The organism is Streptosporangium sp. LJ11, assembly GCF_051918945.1.
Lineage (GTDB): Bacteria > Actinomycetota > Actinomycetes > Streptosporangiales > Streptosporangiaceae > Streptosporangium.
Map to the genome: position 1 here is coordinate 17,290 of NZ_JBPXMB010000043.1, position 24,573 is coordinate 41,862.

A 24,573-nucleotide genomic window follows, 5' to 3' on the forward strand; every position below is an offset into this window, starting at 1 on the left:
TCACTCCGATCTGTGTACGGCCTGCCGCTAACGGGTCCTGTGCCTGTCGAGCCAGTCGATGACGTCGGTGGCCGCGCCGCCTTGGTCGCGGGGCGTCAGCACGGAGTAGTGGTCCTTGCCCCGGTAGAGACGGAACTCGGCCGCGGTGCCGGCCGCGCGAGCGTTGCGGACCGCCTGCCTGGTCACCGCGATCTTGATGGACGGGTCCCGATCGCCCTGGAGCAGCAGCATCGGGCCCGGAGTCCTCCCGCGCGGCACGCTCTGCGCGTCCAGCCAACCTTGCAGCCGCAGCGCCGCCTCAGGGGTCTGCGGGGTGAACTGGTAGTCGTTCAGCTTGTCGCCGAGGTCGGCCGAGAAGTCCTCCCAGATCTTCGCGGTGCAGTCCGTCTCCACCTTGGGCAGCATGTCCATCGCCTGGCCGCCGAGGAACCGCTCGTACCGCAGTCCGGTGTGCACGGTCTTCAGGCCGTGCAGAGCCAGCAGGTAGAAGCCGCGGTCCACTGGAGAGGGCGAGCCGTAGTTGTAGGCCTGCCCGACGTCGGTCACCGGTGCCAGCCCGACCGTGCCTCGGAAGTCGAGGCCTTCGCCCCAGCTCTTGGAGAGTTCCCCGGCGGCGATGGCGGCCTGCCCGCCCTGGGAGTGCCCGACGGCGAACCACGAGGTCGACAGGGTCGAATCGGCCTGGACCGCCGCGCGAACGGCGTCGATCACGCCACGGCCCTCGCTGTCGGCCACGATGTAGGGATGCTCGCCGGTGGTGCCCAGACCCTCGTAGTCGGTCGCGGCCACCGCGTAACCGGCCTTCAGCAGCTCCGCGACCAGGGCGCCGTAACCGTACAGGTCGACCTTGCCGTCCTTGTTCGGCACGCTGGACGGGGCGCACCGGTCGCTGATGCCGCTGGACCCGTGTGCCCATGACACAACTGGCCAGCCTCCCTTGGGGGCCCTGCCCTTCGGCTTGAGAAGCGCTCCGCTGACCACGATGTCCTCACCGCTCAGCGACCGGGATCGATAGGTGATCCGATCCGCCCGCCCGGCCACCGAGCCGAGCACCGGGTCAAGGCCGGCGATGGCCTTGGCCGACACCAGGCGCCCCGGGCCTTCGGAGCCGCCCACCGTCCGCACCGTGGTCGTGGCGTTTCCGCCGCCGGCGTGGGCCGGGGGCGCGATCCCCCCGGACAGGGTCGCGGCCACGGCCACGCCGAGCGCGGCGGCTCGGAACATCCTGGCTTGCATCGGATCATCTCCTGCGTTCGTCCAGTCGCTGTCCGCGAATCCGGGGTCGTTGTCGCCGTCACCGTCGACGGGAAAGGACGAGGCCGGCGTAATGGGTCTCACGAGATGTGCGCTCGACCACCCGCCCGCCCCCGCCGTCACACGAGCCCGTGGACGGGCTCGTTCCCGGTGCGGGTGCCGGGCTCTGCCCGGCGAGCGGAGTGCTACGAGCGGTGCCGCCCGGATCGCGACCCACCGGTCGTCGATCGGTTCATGGGATCGACTTCGTGGTCGCCCGCCATGCCGCACCGGTCCGCACCCGCCTCCTCTCGGCTCCTCGCTCAGTACGACGGGACAGCGCGGCGTTATGTGATGATTTTTGAGGTGCTGCCGGAAGATCTCGTCGGCTTCCGCTTGAGCCCCGCGTGTTCACCTCACTCGGAGGGCCCCTGCGTCGTCGTTAGGACATGAGCCTCACACAACTGTGGAAAGCCCGCCCCCCGCGCGGCGGCCACGCGGACGCGGTGCCGGACCGCCTGTCCGGAACGATCCGGGCGGCCGGCGGCATGCCCTGCGGCACCGTACTCGGCACCCGGCGCGACCAGATCGACAACCGGCACGTCCGCCGTCGTCGTGTGCGTCATGTCTGAGCCGCACCGGCCCGTGCGCTGTGCCGACGCGGGGATCAGCGCGATCGTGGGGGAGCGGCGGCTGCTGGGTGAGGTCGCCGAGCGTCTGCTCGGTTCGGCGCGCGACGCCGAGGACGTGGTGCGGGAGACCTATGCCCGCTGGTACGCGATGCCGGAGGACATGCAGGAGGAGGTCGGCTGGCCGACCGCCTGGCTCGTCAGCGTCACGAGCCGCCTGTGCTGTGACCGGCTGAACAGGGCACGTCCGGGCCCGCCGCACGCGACCGGGCGCCCGCGTCCCGGGGAAGGCGCGGCCGGTGGCCGACCGGCGGACCCCCTGGCGCCCGGCCACCGGCGTGACCGCATCGTCCAGGTGTTCAAAGACGCCTGCGAGGGGATGGACGGGGTCGCCACCTTGACCGCCTTGCTCGCCCCTGACGTCGTCGTGATCACCGATGGCGGCGGCCGGGTCCGCGTCCCGCTGCAGCCGGTCAGCGGCACCGAGCAGGCCGCGCGCTACATCCTCGATCTGTTCGGCGGGCAGGCCGATGTGACCCTTGTGGAAGCGTCGATCAACGGCGGGCCGGGGCTCGTCGTCCGCGTGGCCGGCACCACGGCCGCGGTCGTCGTCCTGCACCTCTGCGGGGGTCTCGTCTCGGACGTGTGGATCGTGATGAACCCTGACAAGCTCGGCGCGTTTCGAGGGCACGAGGACCCTCCGGCGGGCGCGACGCGAACATGACGACGTAAGCCCTGGACGACGTCGTCCAGGGCTCGCGTTCCCACGTCCGCGCCGACCTGTTTCCCGCGCCGGTCACGCGCACGTCCTTATACACGGCCATGCCATCCCGTCGTTAGATGAAGAGCCCGAAAGGAGACAGGCGGTGGCAAAGCACATTCTGATCGTGGGCGGCGGGTGCGTCGGCACGCACAGTGCCATGAGGCTGCGTAAGATCATCCGTTCCGGAGAAGCGAGCGTCACGCTGGTGGACCCGCGTAGCTCCACGAACGACCCGTCGATCCTCGCCGACGTGGTCGGCGGCACGATCGAGCCGCGCTCCGTGGCCGCCTCGCCCGCAGGGGTGCCCGAGGAGGTGCGGGTGCTGACCGGACATGTCACGCCGACGGCCCACGAGGCCCGCACCGCCGAGTTCCGGCCGGCCCAGGGCACGGCCAGGACCATCCTGTACGACATCCTCGTCGTCACGGCCGACCTGATCACCGAAGGGCCGCCCATCCGGGGTCTGGCGGAACACACGATCGGCTGCAAGGACGGCTTCGAGACCGTACACCTGCGCGACCACGTGCTTGCCCAGCTCTCGGCCGCCCGTACCGACGACGAACGGGTGAGGCGCAGGGCGCTGACGTTCGTGGTGGTGGGAGGCGGGTTCTCCGGCGTCAGGGCGCTGGCCGAGATGCAGGTACTGGCCGAGGAGGCCCTGACCGACCACGAAACGATCGATCTCACCGACCTGAGCTGGACCCTGGTCGAGGCCGGTGACGACATCCTGCGCGGGCCGCGGGAGATCCTCGCCCGCCGCACTGCGGACGTGCGGCTCGGCACCCGGCTGACATCGGCGGCTGACGGGGTGGCGGTGCTCTCGGACGGGACGAGGCTCGACGCGGGCACCTTGGTGTGGGCCGCGGGTGAGCCGCCGGGCTCGCACGTGGCCGAGGGTGTGCTGCCGGTGGACCGCGGCGGCCGGATCATCACCACCGAGTACCTGACGGTGGCGGGCGTCCCCGACGCGTTCGCGGCCGGTGAGGGCGCCGCAGTGCCGGACCTTACCCGGCCGGGAGAGTTCATCGTGCCCAGCGCCCGGCACGCGGTGCGGCAGGCTCGGCTGCTGGGGCGCAACCTGGTCGCGCACGTGCGGGGCAAGCGGCTCAAGCCGTATCGCCACACCGCCTGGCACCGGTGAGATCGGCACCTCGGTGCGGGTCAGGGCCGCGATCGCGGAGGGCGTGAGGGGATCGTCCTGGTCGTCTCGTCTGGCCGGTCGTTCAACGAGATCGTCACGCCACCGGATCCGATCATGGGGCGGGAGTCGTGTGACAGGTTTCACCGGTACACAATGACGGCGAAAATGTCCGATGACCAATCATAGGATGTTTAATGGAGACATGGAGAAGGACGTTGACCCGCAGGAGACCGCGGAATGGCTGGAATCGCTGGAGGCGGTCCGCGGGGCGGCAGGTCCGGAACGGGCCGAGTACCTGCTGAAGCGGCTGGCCACGAGCAGCCGGTACATCAACACCGTGCCGACGTCGCAGGAGCCCGGCTACCCCGGTGACCTCGAACTGGAGGAGCGGATCGCGGCCTACGACCGGTGGAACGCGGCGGCGATGATCACCAGGGGCAGCCGGTTCGGGCTCGGCGGCCATCTGGCCACCTATGCCTCGGCCGCCTGGCTGTACGAGGTCGGATTCAACCACTTCTTCCACGGCGGCCACGACCAGGTGTACTTCCAGGGCCACGCGTCCCCGGGCATCTACGCCCGCGCGTTCCTGGAAGGACGGCTGACCGAGGGCCAGCTCGACCTGTTCCGGCGCGAGCCCGAGGGCGGGCTGCCGTCGTACCCGCACCCGCGGAGCATGCGCGGGTTCTGGCAGTTCCCCACGGTGTCCATGGGCCTCGGACCGCTCAACGCGATCTACCAGGCCAGGTTCAACCGCTACCTGCACAACCGCGGTATCAAGGACACCTCGCTCAGCCACGTATGGGCCTTCCTCGGCGACGGCGAGATGGACGAGCCGGAGTCCACGGCGGCCCTCACCCTGGCCGCCCGCGAAGGACTGGACAACCTGACCTTCGTGATCAACTGCAACCTGCAGCGGCTCGACGGGCCGGTGCGCGGCAACACCCGCATCGTGCAGGAGCTCGAAGGTGTCTTCAGGGGCGCGGGCTGGCACGTCGTCAAGGCATTGTGGGGCGCCGAATGGGACGGGCTGCTCGGTTCGGACGAGCTGGTGTCCCGGCTGGGCGAGATACCGGACGGGCAGTTCCAGACCTTCGCCGCCTCGACCGGGGCCTACATCAGGCAGCATCTGTTCCGCGGGCTGGACGTGCCGTACTCCGACGAGGACCTGCGGCGCATCGTCGGCGGCTCGCGGGCCGGCCACGAGCCGCGCAAGGTGCACGCCGCCTACCGCCGCGCCCTCGACCACCAGGGCGCGCCCACGGTGATCCTCGTGCAGACCGTCAAGGGGTGGACGCTCGGGGCCGGCGTGGAGGCGCGCAACGCCAACCACCAGATGAAGAAACTCACCCAGGACGAGTTCCGGGCGCTGCGCGACCGGCTTGGGCTGCCGGTGCCGGACGAGGCGCTCGACGCGGACCTGCCGCCGTACCTGCATCCCGGGGCCGACTCGCCCGAGGTCCGCTACGTGGCCGAGCGCCGCCGCGCACTGGGCGGGCCCATCCCCCGCCGGACCGTCTCCCACCGGCCGCTGCCGGCGCCGGCCGAGGGACCGTTCCAGTCCCTGCACAAGGGGTCCAAGCAGCCGATGGCCACCACGATGGCCTTCGTCCGCCTGGTCAAGAACCTCATGAAGGAGCCGGAGACCGGGCGCCGCTGGGTGCCCATCGTGCCCGACGAGGCCAGGACCTTCGGCATGGAGTCGCTGTTCCCCACCGCCAGGATCTACTCGCCGCTGGGCCAGCGTTACGAATCGGTCGACCGGGACCTGCTGCTGTCCTATCAGGAGGCGGTCGACGGCCAGCTCCTGATCGAGGGCATCACCGAGGCGGGATCGATGGCGTCGTTCACGGCCGCCGCCTCCAGCTACGCCACCCACGGCGAGGCCATGATCCCGTTCTACATCTTCTACTCGATGTTCGGCTGGCAGCGGACCGGCGACCAGATGTGGGCGCTGGCCGACCAGCTCGGCCGCGGATTCCTGATCGGCGCCACCGCGGGACGGACCACGATGACGGGCGAGGGACTGCAGCACGGCGACGGGCACTCCCAGCTGATCGCCTCCACCAACCCCGCGTGTCTCGCCTACGACCCCGCCTTCGGCTACGAGGTCGCGGAGATCGTGCGCGAAGGGCTCCGGCGCATGTACGGGCCCGACGGCGAGGACGTCTTCTACTACCTCACCCTCTACAACGAGCCGCTTCCCCAGCCCGCGATGCCCGAGGGCGTGCGCGAGGGCATCCTCAAGGGCATCTACCGGTACTCCCGCGGCGGCGGCCAGGCCCATCTGCTCGCCAGCGGCACCGCGATTCACTGGGCGCTGGCCGCGCAGCGGCTGCTCCAGGAGGAGTACGGCGTGGGCGTCGACGTCTGGTCGGTCACCTCGTGGAGCGAGCTGCGCCGCGACGCGATGACCTCCACCGCGGTGCCCTACCTCCAGCAGGCCCTGGCCGGGACCAAGGGCCCGGTGATCGCGGTCAGCGACTGGATGCGCGCCGTGCCGGATCAGATCAGCCCGTGGATCGACCGGCCGTGGACCTCCATCGGCACCGACGGGTTCGGCCTCTCCGGCACCCGGGAGTCCGTGCGCGAGCACTTCGGCGTCGACCCGCGTTCGATCGCCGACGCCGTGCTCAAGTCCGTCGAGGGGGCCGGCTGAAGATGACCGGCCCGGCTCTACCGCCGCCGCGACCGAGCTGTCCCGGTGTCGCCCACCCGGCCCTGCCGAAACGGGACAGTGTTCTCATCCAAGGGTGCGGGCGATGAGAAGGGCGACGTCGTCCTCGAAGGACTCGCCCGTCAGGGCATCGAGCACCGCCGTGCACAGATCCGGCGCGGGGAGGGTCGTCCGGGCCAGGACGTCGCCCAGTCGCTTCATTCCCGCCTCAAGGTCGTCCGTGCGGCTCTCGATCAGGCCGTCGGTGTAGAGAACGATCAGGCTGCCTTCGGCGAGGTACAGGTCGAGGGATCGGTAGGAGCACAGGCCGAGGCCGATCGGGGTGCCGGTCGGCAGGCGGGGGAAGGTGACGTCGCCGGCTGGGTCGACGATGGCGGGGGGCGGGTGACCGGCGCCGGCCATCGTGCAGTGCCGGGTCGCCGGGTCGTAAACCGCGTACAGACAGGTGGCGGCCATGATGTCGGGCCCGATGCCGTCGGCCGTGGTCTCCTCCTCGATCATCTGTGCGATCACATGGTCGAGGTGGGTGAGCACCTCCTCCGGCGGAAGCCCCAGGTGCGCGAGGGTGCGTACGACGGTGCGCAGGCGTCCCATCATGGCGGCGGCGGGGATGCCGTGGCCGGTCACGTCGCCGATGACCAGGGCGAGGTGACCGGTGGGAAGGGGAATCGCGTCGTACCAGTCTCCTCCGACGCCCGCATGGATGTCGGAGGGCCGGTAACTCGCGGCCACCTCGAGCGTGCCACCGCCGCACAGGGCACGTGGCAGCAGATGGCGTTGCAGGGCCAGGGCGGCGGTGTGCTCACGGGTGTAGCGGCGGGCGTTGTCGATGCTCAGCGCGGCGCGGGCGGCCAGCCCTTCGGCCAGCATGAGGTCGTCCACGGTGAACGTCTCGGGATTGTCGGTGCGGACGAACACCACGATGCCCAGGATGTCACCGCGAGCCAGGAGCGGAACGATGATCAGACTGTGTACCCCGGTGCTGTGAATGATCTCGGCTCGGTCCGGGTCCGCGTCGAGCCAGGTGCCGGGCGAGGCGTCCAGCACGGGTTCGAAATACGACGCGCGCGAGGACATGACCCTCATGAAGGGAGACAGGGGAGGCACGAACACGGCGTCCCCGAGATCCCACAGCGACTCCCGGCGTCCGGGGTGGCTCGACGCCTTGCCCGCGCGGCGGAAGACGGGAATCCTCGTGTCCGAGGCGGCCAGCCTGTGCAGAGGTTCGTCGTCCGGCAGGACCGATTCGGCGAGATCGACCGTGACATAGTCGGCCAGCACCGGCACGGCCAGATCGGCCAGCTCTTGCGCGGTCTTGCTGACGTCGAGCGTGGCGCCGATCCGGACGCCCGCTTCGAGAAGCAGCGACAACCGCCGGCGCGCCGTGGTGTGGGTGATGTCGTGAACCAGCGAGCAGACGACCGGCGATCGGCCCTCCTCGTCGTCAAGGCGAAAGACCGAGACGGAGAAGGTGCGGCCCTTGCGCTCGTCCGCCGGGGGCCGGGAAAACTCTCTGGCGATCAGGGGAATGCCGTCGGAGAGCACCTGTCGCAGCGCGGCTGCCGGCACGACCTCCTCCGGCGAGCCGGCGGCCCGGCTGGGGAGGAGGGGCGCCCGCAGGCGTCGTGCCGTCTCGTTGCGCCCGACGCACCGAAGGTCGCCGTCCCAGAGTGACAGGGCCGCGAGGGATGGTCCGAAGAAGGGCTCCAGCACCTGGCCCCCCGGCTGGTCGGCGTGCGCCGGCGTCGCCAGCAGGAGCCAGACGACACCTCCGCCCAGCAGGTCCAGCCGCCAGGCGTCGAGGCGCAGCGGGAGCGGGTGGCCGTCGCGGTGCCGGGCCTCGACGAGGCCTGACCAGTGGTTCTGGTGAGCGTACCCGCGAGCCCAGGCGGACACCTGGGCCGCACGATCCCCGGGCATGAGCAGGTCCACGCCTCGACGATGGAGAACGTCGCCGCTGCGGTAGCCGAGGAGGTCTTCCGCGGCTTGCGTCCACCTGATCACGGTGCCATGGGCGTCAAGTAGTGCGATCGTCGGAGTCGTCACCGCTACGACACCCCGCCGGCACCACCGCGACCGGCAGTGTGACCGGCACGGGCGGTGAAGGTGCTCCACGACACCTCCGGGACGGCGAAGAAGGCGGTCCGGGCCGTGTCCGACCACGTCCGCCGGCCGTGCAGGGTCATGACCATGTACTCCGGTCGCTCCTCCAGCCGCTGAAAGACCATCGTCGCGTGGTCGATGCCGACCGTCATGCGCTGCACCGAGCCGGCGGACGGCCGGGCGCTCGCCGTGGTAGTCCGGCCAGGTAGGGAGCAGGGACAGGGACCGTGATCGCCGATGACGGCGTGATGGCTCGCATGTCATCCTGACGACGCAGCCTGGACATTCGTCAGCCGATTTCCGCATGCCAATGTAAAGTTTTGTTTACTTCGGCCGGGATGGGCGGCGCAAGGCCGCCTCGCGAGCCGGGCCCCGGCACGTCGATCCCCACCACCGGGACACGAACCCGCTGGCGACGACGGGCCGAAGCGGGCGGCGCGACGATCGGACGGCAGTGTGCGCCACCCCAGGGAACCCCCTCCGATGAGGGGACGGCAGCGGGCGGGTACGGATACTCACATTCGCGTCGGCAATATCGTCATAGGTGCATGACAGACGAAGTACGGCAGATGGTGCGGATCCTTGACAACACGGCTCTCGCCGAGCGCCGGACCCTGTTGGGGCTCGCCTACCGGATGCTCGGTTCCGCGCACGACGCCGAGGACGTCGTGCAGGAGGCGTATTCACGCTGGTACACGATGGCCGAGCGGGAGCGGCGCGAGATCAAGTCGCCCATCGCGTGGCTGAGCAAGGTGACGAGCCGGATCTGCCTGGATCACCTGATGTCGGCCAGAGCACGGCGCGAACAATACGTGGGTGAGTGGATACCCGAGCCTCTGCGCGACCACGGCGCCTGGACCAGCGCCGCCGACCTGGCCGACGACCCCGCCGACCAGATGATGCTGCAGGATTCCGTCAGCATGGGCGTGCTGACGGTGATGGAGACGATCACACCCGCCGAACGTGTCGTGTTCGTGCTGCACGACGTCTTCGGCATGCCGTTCACCGAGATAGCCGAGGTGGCCGGCCGCAGCCCGGCGGCCTGCCGCCAGCTCGCCGTCAGCGCCCGACGCAGACTGGCCGGGGAACGGGCCCGCCCGGCGAACGACGCCGAGCGGCACCGCGAGGTCATCTCCGCGTTCAGGCAGGCCTGCGAGGGCGGGGACATCGACGCTCTGGTCGCCACGCTGGATCACGGTGTGGTCGTTCATTCCGACGGCGGAGGCAAAGTGCACGCCGCTCTGCGCCCGGTCGTCGGCGCCCAGAAGGTGGCCCGTCTATTCCTCGGCCTGCTGCGCAAGCAACCGGACATGGAACTCGGTGAAGAGGACGTCAACGGACGGCCGGGCGCCGTCATCCGCAGGGGCGGCGTCGCCGTGGCGGTGATCGCGACCGACACCCGCGGCGAGGTGCTCACCCGGATATGGATGGTCGTCAACCCCGACAAGCTGCGCGCCTGGACCGGCCAGGGCGCCGACCGAACGACACGCGGCCTTCCTCCGGGCTCGTAACCGGAGCGTGCCGCCGCCTCCGGGCCACACGCTTCAGGCCACCCGCAGCGGCTGCTCCGGCGTACGGATCAGGCCCGCGATGGAGTCCTGGATCCGGTGCCGGTACGGCCGGCGCGAGCCGTAGCCAAGGGAGGCCGCGACGTTGGCGCCCGCCAGCCTGCCTTGACACAGCGCATGCCGCCCGCTCATCGGGGCGATCCTGCCGCGCCTGGTGGGGTCGGGGACGGCGGCCACGTCGCCGCAGGCGTAGACGTTTGGAACGCCGGGCACGGCGAGGTGCTCGTCCACCCTGATCCTGCCCTGCTCGGCCGCGAGTCCGAGGGTGACCACGAGCGGATCGGGACGCACCCCGAAACTCCACACGATCGTGCGAGTGGGGATGAACTCGCCGTCGGTGAGCCGCAGCCCCCGGGAGGTGAGCTGGCCGATCGAGGTCCGCGTCCGGACCTCCACGCCCCGCGACCGCAGCACCCGCGCCGTGGTCCTGGACAGGCGGTGCCGCATGTCGGGCAGCAGTCGCTCGGCGGGATCGGCCAGGATCCAGCGAATCGGCTGCCGGCGCAACCGCGAACAGCGACGGGCGATCGACTGGGACAGCGACTGCCCGGCCGAGGCCGCCGCCGTACCCGCGTATCCCGCGCCGAGCACGACGAACGTGCAGCACGCCGCGCGCTCGAAGGGATCGGTGCTCGCGGCCGCCAGGGAAAGCTGCCGGTGGATGTGATCGCGCAGATGGAGGGCCTGGCCGACGTTGTGGAAGCCGACGCTGTGCGCCGAGATCGTGGAGGTGTGAGCGACCTCGCTCACACCTCCCGCCGAGATGATCAGTCGGTCGTACTCCAGCACGCCGCGCTCGTAAAGGACGCGCCGGGCGTGGGTGTCGATGTGGGTGACCGTGCCGAGCACCACCCGCACCCGCGGCAGCATCGCGGCCAGCGGCCTGCTCACCTGACCCGGGTCGAGGGCGCCCGTCATCAGCTGCGGGAGCAACTCCGGGGGCAGCGTGACGGCGGCCGGATTGACCAGCACGATCTCCACGCCGCCGCCCACCTCGCGGGACAGGGTCAGCGCCGCCTGGTATCCGGCGACCCCGGCTCCGACGATCACCACCTGTGGCCTGTTCGGTGTCACTCTCATCTCCCCGAGGTGATCGTCGGCTCCCGGCGCTCCTGTCGCGCCGGTGCCAGCCGTTCGTGGTACCCGCCATCTGGGGATCGTGTGATGATCCCGGTCTCCACGCCGTGCTCGGCCACGTGGTGATCCGCCTGCTGGAGCGCGAGGCAGATCCACCGGGTCACGACGAAGGCGATGACGGGGCCGGTGACCACGGCGAACTTGAAGAAGATCGTCACGGCCTCGACGGTGAGGTGGAACCAGAGGGCGATCTGGTCGTTGGCCGCGGCCGCCCACAGCAGGCCGTAGAACGTGACGCCGGCGGCCGCGACGGCCGTCCTCACCGGCGTCTCGCGCGGCCGGTCGAGCAGGTCGTGCGCGAGCGTCTCGCGGACCTTGAGGCCTGCGCTCTTGGGCCGGCCCAGCGCGTCGCGGCGGCCGCGTCGCGAGACAAGGAAGCGCTCAGCTGTCGGGTAGACGGCCAGGGCGGTGAAGAAGATCCCGGGTATCACCAGTGCGGGGACGAGGACCGCGAGGCTGAGCGTGTGGTCGCCGATGGTGAGTTCCCATCCGGGCATGATCCGCAGGGCACCGTCGAGGAACCCCATGTACCAGCCGGGAACCGAGCCCGCCGAGATCTGCGTCGGCTTGGCCGGGCCGTACAGCCATATGGGGGCGATCTGGAAGCCGAATCCGAGGATGATCAGCATGCCGATCGTCGCGAGCGCCATCGTCGGGCGTGCGCTCCGCCGCGCCGGCAGCGAGGCGACGAACCGGGAGTGGCCGTGCCGCCGCACCAGCAGTTCACGGGCGATCAGCAGCGCGGCCATGACGACCGCGATCAGCAGGTGCCCGCCGTACATGACCGGAACGACCCGGTCACCGGGGAAATCGGGGCCGAACAGCAGCGACAGCGCCCAGGTTCCGACCACGGGGATGGACTGCGCGACCGACATGATCAGCCATAGGCTGCCACCCGACAGCATGTCGTCGGGGAGGACGTTGCCGGTCTCGCCCGCGGCCATGCCCAGCGCCAGCAGCGTCACCCAGATCAGCCACTGCCCGGTGCGCGGGCGGCGGAACGCGCCGGTGAGGAACATGCGCAGCAGTTGCGACACGACGGCCGCCACGAAGACGAGCGCCGCCCAGTGGTGGATCTGGCGGATGAGCAGGCCGCCGCGCAGCTCCAGGCTCAGATGCATGGTCGAGTCGAAGGCCTTGCTGACGAGGAGTCCGCGTAGCGGGCTGTACGAGCCGTCATAGGTCACCTGGGACATGCCCGGGTCGTAGAACACCATCAGCACCGCCCCGGTCACCACCAGGACGACGAATGACCAGACGGCGATTTCCGCGAACATGAATGACCAGTGTGAGAACTGAAATGAGCGGCGCCTGGCCGTCAAGGAAAGCATTCGGGCCCCTAACCTTGCCTTACTCACACGACGAAACAGAGCCAACGGTTGTGACGGTGATGGCGCGTCGACAACGGTGATAAGCGTCACTACTGCCGGACCGGCGTCCATAAGGGCTGGACACGACCGCGTCGGCCCCGGACGGCGCTTGAGCGCCAGGTGATGGGTGAGGCGTCGCGAACGACCTCGCACAAGCTCGTGCCGTCTCGTCCTAGAGGGGACAACTCGCGAGCGAACGGGGTCTTGGAGGAGGCAACCCACGAGCTAGCGAGGTCTCAGAAGAGACAACCCACGAGCTGGCGAGGTTTTGGAGGAGACAACTCACGGGGAGCGGGGCAGGGGGAACTCTCGGTTGCTCGGCGGGGCCGACGAGCCACCGTCGCACCGTCTTCGCAGGTGTGCGGCCTCATCCCGTTACGGCTCGGTGGGCGCGCAGGGTCGCGGCGTTCCGCGAGACCCTGACCAGGGCCGGCCCGGACGTGCTGGTGATGGTCGGGCCCGGGGCCTCCGCGAGTTCGGCGCCGCCCCGCCCGGTGGCGCGCCAGCCGGGAAGCAGCGCCGTTACCCGCGCGTGGGCCTTCTCGATGGCATGGTGCTGCTCCTCCATCGCGGGCACGATGGCCGCGGTCTCCTCACCGCCGCGATCGAGGAGCTTCGGCCACAACACGTGGTCCTCGCCCTCGTGGTGCAGGTGCAGGACGCGGCACATCAGCTCGGCGTGGGCTCCGACGACCTCGGCACGCCGGACGTCGCCCGGCGCGACGTCGGAGACGAGCCTCGGGAGCAGCGTGAACTCGCGACGCATCGCGGTGTGTGCCATGTACATATCGCGAACATCGGCCATGGGCCCGTCGGCGATCGGATGCATTGAAACCTCAACAGATCGGTTTATCGAATGTCGTTTCAGGTTGTGCGGGGCGGGAGGTGTTCCCCCTCGATCGCCGACGCGGTAATTGGCCATCAATGACAATAAATAATCCTGACAAAGTGCACCGTTCTCGATAAATGTTGTTCGTCGCGCACGAGGGTTGAGCAGCCGCCCTGGATCGTCGCGGGTCGCGTACGGCCTCACGGTCGATCGAGGTGAGTGGGCGGCCCCTGACCTCCACCCCGCCGGAGAGCTCGGCCCCGCGCTCCATCGCCCTCTCCCGCGCTCTTTGCCCGGTACGACGACACAGGGCAGGGCTTTGTGATGATCCCGTCAGGATCGCCGCCCCATGGCGAGCGCCTCGGCACCGGATCACGGGTGTCCAGCCGGCACCATCACACAAAGACGTCCTGTCTCGTCGTGTTGGGTAAGAGCGTGGGGAGGATCGTCCACCGCCGGGCATCGATCCGCCTCGTCACGTCAACGGGAACGGGAACGGGAGGAGCAGTTCTATGTCCCCGAAGAACATGAAGAGGGTTGACCCGAGCGTCGCCGCGGCCGATGTGATGCTTTCGGCGATCGCGGCGGGCACTATCGAGCCGGCTTTCGCGTCCGTACCGGCGGCCGGGAACGGCCAACCCTGTGCCCACCCATCCGTGCGACACCCTGACGGCCCGCCCACGGCCCCGGCGTCGGGCGCGCAGGGCGCCAAGGTCATCGGGGTGTGCGCGCCGAACCGGGGCCTCTTGACGCGGGCTGGGAACGGGAGATCCTCGGCCTGCCCCGACCAGGGGTTCCGCCGTATCACCGGAACACGGTGAACACGTGAAGATGTCCAGCGGGGTCGAGTGGGCACTGCACTGCTGTGTCGTCCTGACCACGGTGCGAGAACCGGTGCCGGCCGCGCGGCTGGCGCGGTTGCACGACGTCTCGCCCAGTTACCTCGCCAAGCACCTTCAAGCCCTCTCGCGCGCCGGACTCGTCCACTCGGTCCAGGGCAAGGCGGGCGGCTACGTCCTCACCCGCTCGCCCGAGCTGATCACGGTGCTCGACATCGTCGAGGCCGTCGACGGGCCAGGCTCGCCCTTCGTCTGCACCGAGATCCGCCGACGCGGCCCGCTGGCCGCCGCGCCACAGGCCTGCACCACGCCCTGTCCCATCTCCCGCGCCATGGCCGGCGCCGAGACGGCCTGGCGAGAGGCACTTCGCTCCGTCTCCGTGACCGATCTGGCCCACGATGTCGGCTCGGACCTCGGCCCCGGCGCACTGGCCGGGATCAGGACCTGGTTGGACGCGGGCGAGGCCGAACCGGGAGCCCTGGCCTCGGGCTTCCAGGCGATGTGAGCCGACCCGGCCCCTCACCCGGAAAAACGCCCTTGAGCTGGGAGGATCGACGGCTGTGGCGGACGCCCAGTACGAAAACCTGTTGCGGCTGGTGCTCACCACCGGGACGGCCAAAGCCGACCGGACGGGCATCGGCACCCGAAGTGTCTTCGGGCACCAACTGCGCTACGACCTCTCGCGGGGATACCCGCTGATCACCACTAAGAAAGTGCTCATCAGGCCCATCGTGTACGAACTGCTGTGGTTCCTGCGTGGCGACTCGAACGTCGGCTGGCTGCGCGAGCACGGCGTCACCATCTGGGACGAGTGGGCCGACGCGGACGGCGAACTCGGCCCGGTCTACGGAACGCAGTGGCGCTCTTGGCCCGCCCCGGACGGCAGGCACATCGACCAGATCAGCGACGTTCTCGACACCCTGCGCCGCGATCCGGACTCCCGCCGGATGGTCGTCTCGGCCTGGAACGTCGCCGGGCTGACCGAAATGGCACTCGCGCCATGTCATGCCCTCTTCCAGTTCCACGTCGCCGGCGGCAGGCTCTCCTGCCAGCTGTACCAACGCAGCGCGGACCTGTTCCTCGGCGTCCCGTTCAACATCGCCGGCTACGCCCTGCTCACGCACATGGTGGCGCAGCAGGCCGGCCTCGAACCAGGCGACTTCATCTGGAACGGCGGCGACTGCCACATCTACGACAACCACGTCGAGCAGGTGACCGAGCAGCTCTCGCGCACCCCGTTCGAGTTCCCCGGGCTGCGTCTACGCCGGGCCGACTCGCTTTTCGACTACGCCTACTCCGACGTGGAGGTGCTCGGCTACCGGCATCATCCGGCCATCAAAGCCCCGGTGGCGGTGTGAACGCCGGGCTGATCCGGGCGCGAACCCCGGGTGGCGGGATCGGCGGCGGGAGGGTGGTGAAGCGGAAACGGCGGAGGCGACGATCCACAGCACGACGGCGAGGGCGCTGCCGGGGGTGAGCCGGCCCCTTCCACGACGCCGTCCGTGGCCCCGCCACCGCCGTGCCGTCCGGGTAGCGGACCCGTCCGGCCGGCCGCTCCTGCACATACTCACGCAGCCGCCGGTTGGTGGCCAGTTTCGCGGTCTTCGGTCGCCGGACCCGGCGTTCAGCGTGCCATTGCGCGACCGTCGCGCGATACTCCACGTCATGGGTCCGCGCTGAGGCGTTGCGCCGGATCTCGCGGGAGATCGTCGAGGGCGAGCGCCCCAGACGCCGCGCGATCTCGCGCACGCCGACCTTCTGAGCACGGCACAACGCGATCTCTTCCCGCTCCGCTGCCCGGAGTCCACGGAGCCGACGAAGTCCAGCGTGCTGGTGTCGTCCTGCGGTTCGCTCCACAGGCGAGCGCGGTAGCCGACGCCCTCGGGACTCCCGCCGACGCCATGGGTGATCGAGTCACCCGGCGGCAGCACACGCAGCGCGGTCGTGGGCTGCACCCAGCCGCGCTCGCCGGCCAGGTGGAAGAGGTCGTCGCGAACGCTCGGGCCCCGCCCGTCCAGTTGGCCACCCAACGCGTCGAAGAAGGCGGCGGAGGACTCGGAGCCTGTGTTCGCCCGCCGGCGGCGTGCCGAGGGGCAGGTTGATCAAAACCCACCTCCCCATCAGATGGTGACGGCCGGATGAACAACGGGATACCTGGGTGGTCAAGATCCGCGACAAGCGCACGCACGAGCCGTGAAAGTCGCCCTCGTCTCCTCGCCCCGTCCGGGACAACCGCTTCTCCCGTGCCGGGTCCCCGGGCGACGCCAAATCTTGACAGGGGATCACCAGGACGCGCGCGCGGGCGCGTTCCCGGGCGGTGGCGATGCGAGGCTGGGACGAGGGACGGCCTCGCGTCACGAGAACAGGGGTGAATCGATGAAGATCGACCGATTCGGCGGGCCGGTGCTCTCGCTCTTCCGCATGGTGACGGGCTTCCTTTTCCTCTGCCACGGCGTGGCGTCGATGTTCGGCGTCTTCGGCGGTAACCCCGCCACCGGCCGGGCGGTCGATTTCGCGGTCTGGCCCGGCTGGTGGGCCGCGCTCGTCCAGGTGCTCTGCGGCGGTCTCGTCCTCGCCGGACTCCTCACCCGTCCCGCCGCGATCCTCGCGTCCGGTTCGATGGCGTACGCGTTCTTCGTGGTGCACCTGCCGCAGGAGCTCCTGCCGCTGCGCAACGGCGGTGAGCCTTCGGCGATGTTCTGCTGGTCGTTCCTGCTCATCGCCGTGCTGGGCGCGGGCCCGTGGGCACTCGACAGCCTGCTCCAGCGCCACCGGGAAGCCTCCCCGGAGCCCGGTCCCGCCCATGTCGCCGTGCGTTCCGGGGGGAACTGACCGCCGGAACGCACGGGGTCCGGCGAGCTCACGGCGGAAATCCGCATCTTTTTCATCTCTTCGGCGGGATTGACGAAAAGCCCACGTCAGCGCGCGTGGACCGGTTCGGGGCGAAGGTCGACACGGCCGTACGGCACGCCGCACGGGAGCACGTTTCCGCAGGTCAGGCAGAACGTGAACACATCTTTCACGTTTGCCAAACCCGGATCGCCCGGTCAAGGATGAAGCATCTCCGGCCGAGCCCCCGACCAGGGGTCTGTTCGGCATGCCACCCACCGCCCGTGCCCACCCCGAGGAGGGGACGATGATCCATGCCCGAGGGCTGACCCGGCGATTCAAGGTGAGAAAGGGAAGCGTCGACGCCGTACGCGGCCTCGACATCGATGTGGAGGCGGGCCAGCTGGTGGCCTTTCTCGGCCCCAACGGTGCCGGGAAGTCCACCAGCCTGCGGATGCTGACCTCCCTGCTCCCGCCGACGTCGGGAACCGCGATCGTCGCGGGCCGCGACGTCGTGTCGGACCCGGCGGGGGTTCGCGCCCGCATCGGGTACGTCGGCCAGAAGAACGGCTCGGGCGAGAACTTCCGCGTCCGCGACGAGCTGGTGACCCAGGCGCGCTGCTACGGCCTCCGCGGGCCGGAGGCGCGCCGGCGGGCCGACGAGATCCTCGGCCTGCTGGACCTGGAGCCGCTGGCCACCCGCAAGCCCGGCACCCTGTCCGGCGGCCAGCGCCGCCGCCTCGACGTCGCCCTGGGGCTCATCCACCGGCCCGAGCTGCTGTTCCTGGACGAGCCCTCGACCGGTCTCGACCCGCAGAGCCGCGCCAACATCTGGGAGCACATCCTGCGGCTGCGCGAGCTGCACGGCACGACCCTCTTCCTGACCACTCACTACCTGGAGGAGGCCGACAGCATGGCCGAGCGGGTGGTGATCATCGACCACGGCCGGATCATCGCCGACGGGACGGCCGAGCGGCTGAAAAGCGACCTGGCCGGTGACCGCGTCACGATCACCGTCCACGACGAGCCGGGGGCGGCGAGGGCCGCCGGCATCGCCGAGCGGATCGCCGGTCCCGGCGCGGTCACCGTCGACGGGACGACGGTGCGGCTGCGGGTGCCCCACGCGGGCGTGGCACTGCCGGAGTATCTCCGGTCGCTGGAGTCCTCCGGGGTGAAGGTCGGCACCGCCGAGACCACCCGCCCCACGCTGGACGACGTGTTCCTCGCGCTGACCGGCCGCAGCCTGCGCGAGAGCGACGAGACCGGCGAGCTCCCGGCCGACGCCGGCGGGCTCCCGAACGACACGAGCGGTGTTTGACCGTCCCCTCCCCCACCGGCCGGAAAGGCCCCACCGTGAGCGTGCAGTTCTTCCGTGACACCGGAACCGTCTTCTCCCGCGAGTTCGCCCCCGTGGTGCGCGAACCCCTCGGGCTCCTCTTCACCATGGGCCAGCCGCTGCTCTTCCTGTTCCTGTTCGGCCCTCTGCTCGCGGGAACGGGAGGCTTCGAGGGCCAGGGCTCGCCGTGGCAGTGGTTCGTGCCCGGCATCCTGATCATGATGTGCCTGTCCGGGCCGATGATGGCCGGATACTCCCTGCTGATCGATCTGATCGGCGGCTCGATGGAGCGCATGCTGGTCACCCCGCTGAACCGCACGGCGATGCTGATCGGCCGGACGATGAAGGAGTTCGCCATCCTGCTGGCCCAGGCCGCGCTGATCATCGTCCTCGCGACGCCACTGGGATTCCGCCCGCACCCCACGGGCGTGCTGGCCGGCCTGGCGGTGCTGGCCGTGTTCGGGATCGGCCTGGGCGCGCTCTCCTTCGCCCTCGCGATCGCGTCCAGCCCGGGCGGTGATCTGTTCTACGGGGTCACCCAGCTGGTGATGTTCCCGCTGATGCTGCTGTCGGGGGTGCTGCTGCCGGTGGACTCGGGCCCGGGGTGGCTCCAAGCCGTCGCCGCGCTGAACCCTGTCTCCTACGTCGTCGAGGCGGAGCGGGCGCTGTTCTCCGGCCGTTTCGCGGACACGTCGGTGCTGTACGGGACGCTCTGCGCCTGCGCCGTCGCCGCGGTGGGCCTGGTGATCGGCACCAGGTCGATGCGCCGCGGCGTCTGACACCCGTTGACCGGTCACCGATGGGCCCGGCCGCCCGCCGTGGAGACGCGCACCTCGGCCGGTACGGGGAACGGCAGGCCGCCCGGGAACCCCGGGCGGCCTGCCGGTCAGGTCGACGGCGCCGAAGACGCGCCGCGGCGAAGGATCACCACGGGATCACCACGGGGACGGCGCCGGCGGCGCGACGACCGGCGGACGGTCGTCGCAGGTGATGGTGTTCGGCAGCATCCACGGGGCGAGCCAGGCTCCGGTGGTGCCGCCCCCGTCGTTGCCGCCGAGGTCCGTCAGCGAGAACTCCGAACCGGTGGGCGGGAAGTTGAACGAGCCGCAGTTGTTGACGCCGACCGCGCCGACGTTGCGGGCGTCCACGTTCTCGAAGGAGGCCGACCCCTTCACCCGGGCGCTGACCACGGAGGTGCCGGTGCCGTCGACCCTGATGTCCTTGAAGTGGACGTTCGTGATCGAGTAGAGGTCCTTCACGCCCCAGTCACTGACCAGCATGATCGCGTTGTAGGTGTTGTCGAGGAAGTGGTTCCCGACCACCTGGATGTCCGCCTCGATGTTCTTGTCGAGCGCGTAGAGCCAGATGGCCCCCAGGCCGATGTTCCAGTTCAGCTCGTACGTGCCGGCCCGGACCGTGGTGTTGTCCTTGATCGACAGTTTTCCGGCGAACGCCTCGGCGCCGAAGCGGGAGCCGACGTGGATGCCGCTGCCCTCGCGGATCGGGTCGGCGACGAGGTTGTTCGAGACGGTGTTGTCCGTGCCGCCGTAGACGGCGATGCCGTTCGCGAGGGTCGGCGTCTGCACGGTGTTGCGGTCGAACGTGTTGCGGGCGTTGGCGATCTTCTCGGACCACAGGGCGAGGCCGTCGTCACCGGTGTTGCGGGTGAAGTTGTTCGACACGACCGAGTCCGTGACACCGCCGTGGAAGTTGAGGGCGTCGGCGATCTGGTCGACGATGATGTTGTTCGTGATCTTCAGGTTCCTCATCGGCCCGTCGAACCACATGCCCACCTTGGTGCGGTGGATGTGGAGGCCGTCGACGGTCGAGTCGCTCAGCGCCCCGCCGATGCCGTTCACCTGGTCGGTGTCGATGCGCTCGCGGACGTCGCCCTCGATCGCGAAGCCGGACAGGTGCACGTTCCTGCTTCCGCCGGCCGACGCGTCCTTGCCGTAGAAGCCGACACCGGTGTGCACCGAGCCGTCGGGGGCCGGGGCGGGAAGGGTGACCTCCTTGCCCCTGATGATCGTGTACCAGTTGCCGGCGCCCTCGATCGTCACGTTGTCGACGATGATGTGGCGGTTCACCTGGTAGACGCCCGGCGGGATGTAGACCTTGAGGCGGTTGCGCTTGGCGAAGGCGATCGCCCTGTCGATCGCGTCGGCGGAGTCGCGCCGGCCGAGCGGGTCGGCGCCGAACGCCAGCACGTTCGCCGCGACGACCCTGACGTGCGGCGCGCCGACGAGCTCCGAGTCGAGCAGGTCGATGACCGTCCACGCCGCGTTGCTCCCGGCCGGGACCGTGAGCCGCACCTTGTCACCCGCGCGGTACGTCCTGCCGAGCAGGAGACGCTGCTCGTCGTAGAAGTGGGTCGGGCGGAACGGCTTCGTGATCGTCGGGGCGGGCGTCGTGGCGCTGGGCACGCAGGCGCACTCGGTGATCCACCAGTCGGGGTGCAGCAGGTCGGCGTTCGGGTCGTTCGTGAACGGATACTGGTTGTACAGCCACGAGTACTGCGACGTGAGGGTCATCACCTTCCTGCCCCCGCCGTTCACCGTGACGTCGAGCGGCGCGGTGATGCCGCCCCCGTCGGGGGCGTCCGGAATGCTGTAGCGCACGGTGATCGCGTTGGCCGTCTTCGGCAGCGTGAACTCGACGTGCCGGCCCGGCGTCAGCCTGACCGCCTTGCGGCCGGACGCCTCCCCCGCCAGCGTGTACGCGGCGCGGTCCGGGCCGATGACCGTGCCGTTCGTCGTGGCGTTCTCCGCCTCCTGCTCGGCGAAGGCGACGTCGGCGCCCCGGCCCGCGACGAGCGACGGGTCGAGGGCGGCGCGCGTCACCACGGGAGCCGGTGCCCCGCCCGTGCCGGCGAGGGCCGGGGCGCCGGGCACGACGCCGAGACCGACGGAGGCCGCGACCACCGCCGCGACCACCGCCGGCGCCCTTCGCGGTGGCCTGCCGGTCCATCTCGCCACAGCTCCTGTGATGCTCCGTGACATCGGATGCTCGTTTCTCTCGGGGGGTGAACACCTGAAGGCACTCGGGGCGGAGCGAACGCCACGAGGGTGAGGTGACAGTAGGACTCCGATGCCTCGTTCCACAAGGCTCCTGCGAAATAGTTTCGTAATCTTGCTTTATAGCTGCGGACACCTCTCAGGTTCTTGCAGCGCTTGTCATGTGTCGTTGCGATGTCTCGCGCTGACCGCCAGCAGCCCGGCGGCCACGACGCTGGGAATGATCAGGGCGAGGTGGTTCGCTCCGTCCGCGAAGGCTCCACGCGTGATGTACGTGCAGAGCGACACGGTCCAGACGGCCGCCGACCAGGCGAGGGCGAATATCATCGCCGGCACGGCGAACCGCCCCCGGAAAGCGGCCGAGACGGGCAGCAGCACCGTGAGAATCATGTCGGGCACCAGGAACGGGTTCCCGGGGCGTATCGCGTTCGAGGTGACGAAGTAGTAGATCATCGTCACCGTCAGCGCGACGATCAACCACCGGGCCGTCGTCGTCGCGTTCCTCGTCGTCATGGCGGACATCGTCATGGCGGACATCGCCGTCCTCTCCTCTTCTCCGGGCGATCGGACGTCGTCCCGTCCGAGGCCGTGGGCCTCGGACGTCCGAGTCGTCTGACGTCCGAGTGTGCGACGGCGACACCGGCGCCGGAAGCCGGGCAGCACCCGTCCGGGGCCGTGCTCGCCGCACCCGTGGGGGACGGTTGACCGTCCCCCACGGGTGCGGCCGGCTACCGGAACGCGGGCCGGTGCTCCGGGTTTCAGCCCGGGGGCGAAGGCCCGCGCGCCGCTTGACCGCGACGCGACGGGAGAATCCCCGGCCCTTCAAGCCGGGGAGGAGGTCAAGTGTCGAGGTAGCGCAGGACGGCGAGGACCCGGCGGTGGTCGTCGGCGCTCGCCGGCAGTCCGAGCTTGGCGAAGATGCTCGTGCAGTGCTTCTCCACGGTCCGTTCGGCGATGCCGATCCGTTCCGCGACGGCCTGGTTGGTGCGGCCCTCGGCCATCAGCGCGAGGACCTCGCGCTCGCGGCCGGTGAGCGCGCGCAACGGGTCGTCGGCGCGAGCACGGCGGCCGACCAGCTGGTCGACGACGATCGGGTCGAACGCCGAACCGCCGCCGCCCACCTGCCGGACCGACGCCGCGAACCCCGCCAGGTCGGACACCCTGTCCTTGAGCAGGTAGCCGACACCGTGGGCGCCGTCGTCGAGCAGCTCGACGGTGTAGCTGACCCGGACGTACTGGGACAGGACGAGCACCCCGACGCCGGGATGGCGCCGGCGGATCTCCCGGGCCGCCCGCAGTCCCTCGTCGGTCCGGGTGGGGGGCAGGCGGATGTCGACGATGGCCACGTCCGGGCGGTGCCGCGCCACCTCGGTCAGCAGCGCCGTGGAGTCGGCGACGGCCGACACGACGTCGAAGCCGCTCTCGGCCAGCAGCCGGGCGAGCCCTTCGCGCAGCAGCATGTTGTCCTCGGCGATGACTACCCGCATGGCAGCACCGCCTGGACCAGGGTGCCGTCGCCGGCGGGACTGTGCGTCCTGAGGGTTCCGCCGGTGGCCGCCACCCGCTCGGCGAGCCCGCGCAGCCCGGATCCGCGGGCCGGGTCGGCCCCGCCGCGGCCGTCGTCGGATATCTCGACCAGCAACCGCCCTCCCCGGTGCTCGACCCGCACCCGTGCCTCCCGCGCGCCGGCGTGCTTGGTGATGTTGGCCACCGCCTCGGCGACCACGTAGTACGCCGTCGTCTCGATCTCCACCGGCAACGGCGCCTGGATCTCGAACGACAGCCGCAGGGGCACCGGTGCGAGCGCGGCCAGTTCCCGGACGGCACCGCGCAGGCCGCGCTCGGTCAGCATCGGCGGGTGGATGCCCTGCGACAGGGCCCGCAACTCGTCGAGAACGGCCAGCGTGGTGGTCTTCGCCTCGCCGACGAGCGCCCGCGCCTGGTCCGGATGGGTGGTCAGCCTCGACTCCGCCAGGCCGAGCGTCATGGGGATGGACAGGAGCCGTTGCTGCACGCCGTCGTGCAGGTCTCGCTCCAGCCGCCGGCGTTCCGTCTCGGCCGCGCGCAGAACCTGGCCGCGCGACTCGGCGAGCTGCTGCAGCCGTGCCCTCAGCTCGGCGGTCAGCCGCTCGTTCGACAGGGCCAGCGCGGCCGCGGCACAGGCGGCCTCGACCAGCTCGGGATCGTCCAGCAACACCGGATCGTGCACCAGCAGCGCGAGCGGGGCACCGTCGTGGTCGACGCGGGTCGCCACGCGGTCGCCGCCGTCCGGCGGGGGCAGGGCCCGGCCGTCGACGTCCACGTACCGGCTCGACTCCGGCGTCCAGTACCCGACCCGCAGGGTCGGATCGTGGAGGACCCCGGCCAGGGCGCGCTGGATGCTCACCGGCTGTGAGACGCCGCGAAGGTGGACGACCAGCCCGGCGATCCCGCCGCGGTCGATGCGCCGCCGCAGGAGACCGCCCACGTACGCCAGCGGGACGGCGGCGAGTGCCACCTGCATCACCGGTGTCAGACCCTGTACCGCCACACCGGCGATCATCACCGGCTTGAGCGTCACGAACAGCGCCGTCGCCACCACGGCGGCGGCGAACACGGGATTGAGCGACCGGCGCCGTGTCACGGTGCTGTCACGCCACCGGCTCACCTGCAGGCCCATCACGGCCAGGCCGCTCAGCACGGCCCCGGCCGTCGCGGCGCCCTGGACCACCGCGCTCGACGCGAGCCCGGTGGTGCCCAGCACCGCGACACCGGCCATGCTCAGGTACGCCGTTCCGACGACGGCTCGCGGCAGCCGCGCGCCGAGGCGCCCGGTGGGAAACGCCACCACCAGATGCGCGAGCACCGCCGCCCACGTGCCCGCCAGCGCCGTACGGACACCGCCCGCCGTCGCCGGCAGGGGCGCGAACCTGGCGAGGAGCCAGAACAGGCCAATAATGATCATCAGCGGCCCGACCCGGTTGCGGGGCCGTACGCGGATGGCGACCAGACCGGCGCCGATGAAGGCCGCGGCGACACCCGCCGCCGTGACGGCGGTGACCGTCCCGCTCGCCGGAACGGCGGAAACGGGATCCACGAGGTCGGTGACGGCGGCGATCAGGACCTCCG

20 protein-coding genes and 1 pseudogene are annotated in these 24,573 nt (G+C 70.4%); 10 read left to right on the top strand and 11 right to left on the bottom strand.

Features of this window, described 5'->3' with window-relative positions; translation table 11 throughout:
• Window positions 1-27 precede the first annotated feature (27 nt).
• The gene (locus ACTOQ3_RS40090; RefSeq protein WP_440089033.1) at window positions 28-1,236 is read right to left on the bottom strand and encodes an alpha/beta hydrolase family protein; all 1,209 of its coding nucleotides are present in this window, start codon (window positions 1,234-1,236) and stop codon (window positions 28-30) included.
• Window positions 1,237-1,682: 446 nt separating this feature from the next.
• On the opposite strand from ACTOQ3_RS40090, the gene ACTOQ3_RS40095 reads away from it, so the two are divergent.
• The 4 genes from ACTOQ3_RS40095 to aceE all read left to right on the top strand — a co-directional run bounded on the left by ACTOQ3_RS40095 (window position 1,683) and on the right by aceE (window position 6,422).
• On the top strand, window positions 1,683-1,865 hold the full coding sequence (locus ACTOQ3_RS40095; RefSeq protein WP_440089034.1) for a hypothetical protein: 183 nt from the start codon (window positions 1,683-1,685) through the stop codon (window positions 1,863-1,865).
• Window positions 1,858-2,586 (top strand): sigma factor, encoded by a 729-nt coding sequence (locus ACTOQ3_RS40100; protein ID WP_440089035.1) that lies wholly within the window; start codon window positions 1,858-1,860, stop codon window positions 2,584-2,586. Before ACTOQ3_RS40095 ends, ACTOQ3_RS40100 begins: the two co-directional genes overlap by 8 nt.
• 142 nt (window positions 2,587-2,728) lie before the next feature.
• A complete protein-coding gene (locus tag ACTOQ3_RS40105) occupies window positions 2,729-3,766 on the top strand; it encodes an NAD(P)/FAD-dependent oxidoreductase (RefSeq protein WP_440089036.1) in 1,038 nt (345 codons plus the stop codon).
• 202 nt (window positions 3,767-3,968) lie between these two features.
• On the top strand, window positions 3,969-6,422 hold the full coding sequence (gene aceE, locus ACTOQ3_RS40110; RefSeq protein WP_440089037.1) for a pyruvate dehydrogenase (acetyl-transferring), homodimeric type: 2,454 nt from the start codon (window positions 3,969-3,971) through the stop codon (window positions 6,420-6,422).
• 84 nt (window positions 6,423-6,506) lie between these two features.
• Here aceE and ACTOQ3_RS40115 read toward each other — a convergent pair whose 3' ends face one another.
• The gene (locus tag ACTOQ3_RS40115) at window positions 6,507-8,555 is read right to left on the bottom strand and encodes a SpoIIE family protein phosphatase (protein WP_440089038.1); all 2,049 of its coding nucleotides are present in this window, start codon (window positions 8,553-8,555) and stop codon (window positions 6,507-6,509) included.
• On the bottom strand, window positions 8,489-8,695 hold the full coding sequence (locus ACTOQ3_RS40120; protein WP_440089040.1) for a hypothetical protein: 207 nt from the start codon (window positions 8,693-8,695) through the stop codon (window positions 8,489-8,491). The genes ACTOQ3_RS40115 and ACTOQ3_RS40120 overlap by 67 nt, the downstream gene beginning before the upstream one ends.
• Before the next feature lie 396 nt (window positions 8,696-9,091).
• Here ACTOQ3_RS40120 and sigJ point away from each other — a divergent pair, with 396 nt between their 5' ends.
• On the top strand, window positions 9,092-10,054 hold the full coding sequence (sigJ, locus tag ACTOQ3_RS40125) for an RNA polymerase sigma factor SigJ (RefSeq protein ID WP_440089041.1): 963 nt from the start codon (window positions 9,092-9,094) through the stop codon (window positions 10,052-10,054).
• 33 nt (window positions 10,055-10,087) lie between these two features.
• Here sigJ and ACTOQ3_RS40130 read toward each other — a convergent pair whose 3' ends face one another.
• The 3 genes from ACTOQ3_RS40130 to ACTOQ3_RS40140 all read right to left on the bottom strand — a co-directional run bounded on the left by ACTOQ3_RS40130 (window position 10,088) and on the right by ACTOQ3_RS40140 (window position 13,405).
• Window positions 10,088-11,191, bottom strand: coding sequence for an NAD(P)/FAD-dependent oxidoreductase (locus ACTOQ3_RS40130; protein ID WP_440089042.1), 1,104 nt, complete (start codon window positions 11,189-11,191; stop codon window positions 10,088-10,090).
• Window positions 11,188-12,525, bottom strand: a complete 1,338-nt coding sequence (locus ACTOQ3_RS40135) for a cytochrome b (protein ID WP_440089044.1) — start codon at window positions 12,523-12,525, stop codon at window positions 11,188-11,190. The genes ACTOQ3_RS40130 and ACTOQ3_RS40135 overlap by 4 nt, the downstream gene beginning before the upstream one ends.
• Window positions 12,526-12,985: 460 nt before the next feature.
• Window positions 12,986-13,405 carry a hemerythrin domain-containing protein gene (locus ACTOQ3_RS40140; protein WP_440089046.1) on the bottom strand — a complete coding sequence of 140 codons (420 nt, stop codon included), beginning with the start codon at window positions 13,403-13,405 and terminating at the stop codon, window positions 12,986-12,988.
• Between the two features lie 873 nt (window positions 13,406-14,278).
• On the opposite strand from ACTOQ3_RS40140, the gene ACTOQ3_RS40145 reads away from it, so the two are divergent.
• Window positions 14,279-14,791, top strand: a complete 513-nt coding sequence (locus ACTOQ3_RS40145; protein WP_440089082.1) for an RrF2 family transcriptional regulator — start codon at window positions 14,279-14,281, stop codon at window positions 14,789-14,791.
• Window positions 14,792-14,846: 55 nt separating this feature from the next.
• The gene (locus ACTOQ3_RS40150) at window positions 14,847-15,644 is read left to right on the top strand and encodes a thymidylate synthase (protein ID WP_440089047.1); all 798 of its coding nucleotides are present in this window, start codon (window positions 14,847-14,849) and stop codon (window positions 15,642-15,644) included.
• Between the two features lie 94 nt (window positions 15,645-15,738).
• Here ACTOQ3_RS40150 and ACTOQ3_RS40155 read toward each other — a convergent pair.
• Window positions 15,739-16,095, bottom strand: a pseudogene (locus ACTOQ3_RS40155) (helix-turn-helix domain-containing protein); the annotation flags it as partial.
• A 567-nt stretch (window positions 16,096-16,662) separates the two neighbouring features.
• Here ACTOQ3_RS40155 and ACTOQ3_RS40160 point away from each other — a divergent pair.
• The 3 genes from ACTOQ3_RS40160 (at window position 16,663) to ACTOQ3_RS40170 (ending at window position 19,230) form a co-directional block, all read left to right on the top strand.
• The gene (locus ACTOQ3_RS40160) at window positions 16,663-17,118 is read left to right on the top strand and encodes a DoxX family protein (RefSeq protein ID WP_440089049.1); all 456 of its coding nucleotides are present in this window, start codon (window positions 16,663-16,665) and stop codon (window positions 17,116-17,118) included.
• Between the two features lie 304 nt (window positions 17,119-17,422).
• Complete coding sequence (locus ACTOQ3_RS40165) at window positions 17,423-18,433, top strand: ATP-binding cassette domain-containing protein (RefSeq protein WP_440089051.1); 1,011 nt, start codon at window positions 17,423-17,425, stop codon at window positions 18,431-18,433.
• A gap of 35 nt (window positions 18,434-18,468) precedes the next feature.
• Complete coding sequence (locus tag ACTOQ3_RS40170; RefSeq protein WP_440089053.1) at window positions 18,469-19,230, top strand: ABC transporter permease; 762 nt, start codon at window positions 18,469-18,471, stop codon at window positions 19,228-19,230.
• A gap of 156 nt (window positions 19,231-19,386) precedes the next feature.
• On the opposite strand, the gene ACTOQ3_RS40175 is transcribed toward ACTOQ3_RS40170, so the two are convergent.
• From ACTOQ3_RS40175 to ACTOQ3_RS40190, 4 genes are all read right to left on the bottom strand, one after another.
• A complete protein-coding gene (locus ACTOQ3_RS40175) occupies window positions 19,387-21,426 on the bottom strand; it encodes a glycosyl hydrolase family 28-related protein (RefSeq protein ID WP_440089054.1) in 2,040 nt (679 codons plus the stop codon).
• Between the two features lie 198 nt (window positions 21,427-21,624).
• Window positions 21,625-22,002, bottom strand: coding sequence for a hypothetical protein (locus ACTOQ3_RS40180; RefSeq protein WP_440089056.1), 378 nt, complete (start codon window positions 22,000-22,002; stop codon window positions 21,625-21,627).
• A gap of 302 nt (window positions 22,003-22,304) precedes the next feature.
• On the bottom strand, window positions 22,305-22,952 hold the full coding sequence (locus tag ACTOQ3_RS40185) for a response regulator (protein WP_440089058.1): 648 nt from the start codon (window positions 22,950-22,952) through the stop codon (window positions 22,305-22,307).
• A complete protein-coding gene (locus ACTOQ3_RS40190; protein ID WP_440089060.1) occupies window positions 22,943-24,541 on the bottom strand; it encodes a sensor histidine kinase in 1,599 nt (532 codons plus the stop codon). Before ACTOQ3_RS40190 ends, ACTOQ3_RS40185 begins: the two co-directional genes overlap by 10 nt.
• Between the last annotated feature and the right edge of the window lie 32 nt (window positions 24,542-24,573).

Excerpts from the sequence above, each read along its gene's own strand:
- ACTOQ3_RS40090 (WP_440089033.1), bottom strand. The coding sequence starts at position 1,236 with ATGCAAGCCAGGATGTTCCGAGCCGCCGCGCTCGGCGTGGCCGTGGCC.
- ACTOQ3_RS40095 (WP_440089034.1), top strand. The coding sequence starts at position 1,683 with ATGAGCCTCACACAACTGTGGAAAGCCCGCCCCCCGCGCGGCGGCCAC.
- ACTOQ3_RS40100 (WP_440089035.1), top strand. The coding sequence starts at position 1,858 with ATGTCTGAGCCGCACCGGCCCGTGCGCTGTGCCGACGCGGGGATCAGC.
- aceE (WP_440089037.1), top strand. The coding sequence starts at position 3,969 with ATGGAGAAGGACGTTGACCCGCAGGAGACCGCGGAATGGCTGGAATCG.
- ACTOQ3_RS40120 (WP_440089040.1), bottom strand. The coding sequence starts at position 8,695 with ATGACGGTCGGCATCGACCACGCGACGATGGTCTTTCAGCGGCTGGAG.
- sigJ (WP_440089041.1), top strand. The coding sequence starts at position 9,092 with ATGACAGACGAAGTACGGCAGATGGTGCGGATCCTTGACAACACGGCT.
- ACTOQ3_RS40130 (WP_440089042.1), bottom strand. The coding sequence starts at position 11,191 with ATGAGAGTGACACCGAACAGGCCACAGGTGGTGATCGTCGGAGCCGGG.
- ACTOQ3_RS40135 (WP_440089044.1), bottom strand. The coding sequence starts at position 12,525 with ATGTTCGCGGAAATCGCCGTCTGGTCATTCGTCGTCCTGGTGGTGACC.
- ACTOQ3_RS40140 (WP_440089046.1), bottom strand. The coding sequence starts at position 13,405 with ATGTACATGGCACACACCGCGATGCGTCGCGAGTTCACGCTGCTCCCG.
- ACTOQ3_RS40145 (WP_440089082.1), top strand. The coding sequence starts at position 14,279 with ATGTCCAGCGGGGTCGAGTGGGCACTGCACTGCTGTGTCGTCCTGACC.
- ACTOQ3_RS40160 (WP_440089049.1), top strand. The coding sequence starts at position 16,663 with ATGAAGATCGACCGATTCGGCGGGCCGGTGCTCTCGCTCTTCCGCATG.
- ACTOQ3_RS40165 (WP_440089051.1), top strand. The coding sequence starts at position 17,423 with ATGATCCATGCCCGAGGGCTGACCCGGCGATTCAAGGTGAGAAAGGGA.
- ACTOQ3_RS40180 (WP_440089056.1), bottom strand. The coding sequence starts at position 22,002 with ATGTCCGCCATGACGATGTCCGCCATGACGACGAGGAACGCGACGACG.
- ACTOQ3_RS40185 (WP_440089058.1), bottom strand. The coding sequence starts at position 22,952 with ATGCGGGTAGTCATCGCCGAGGACAACATGCTGCTGCGCGAAGGGCTC.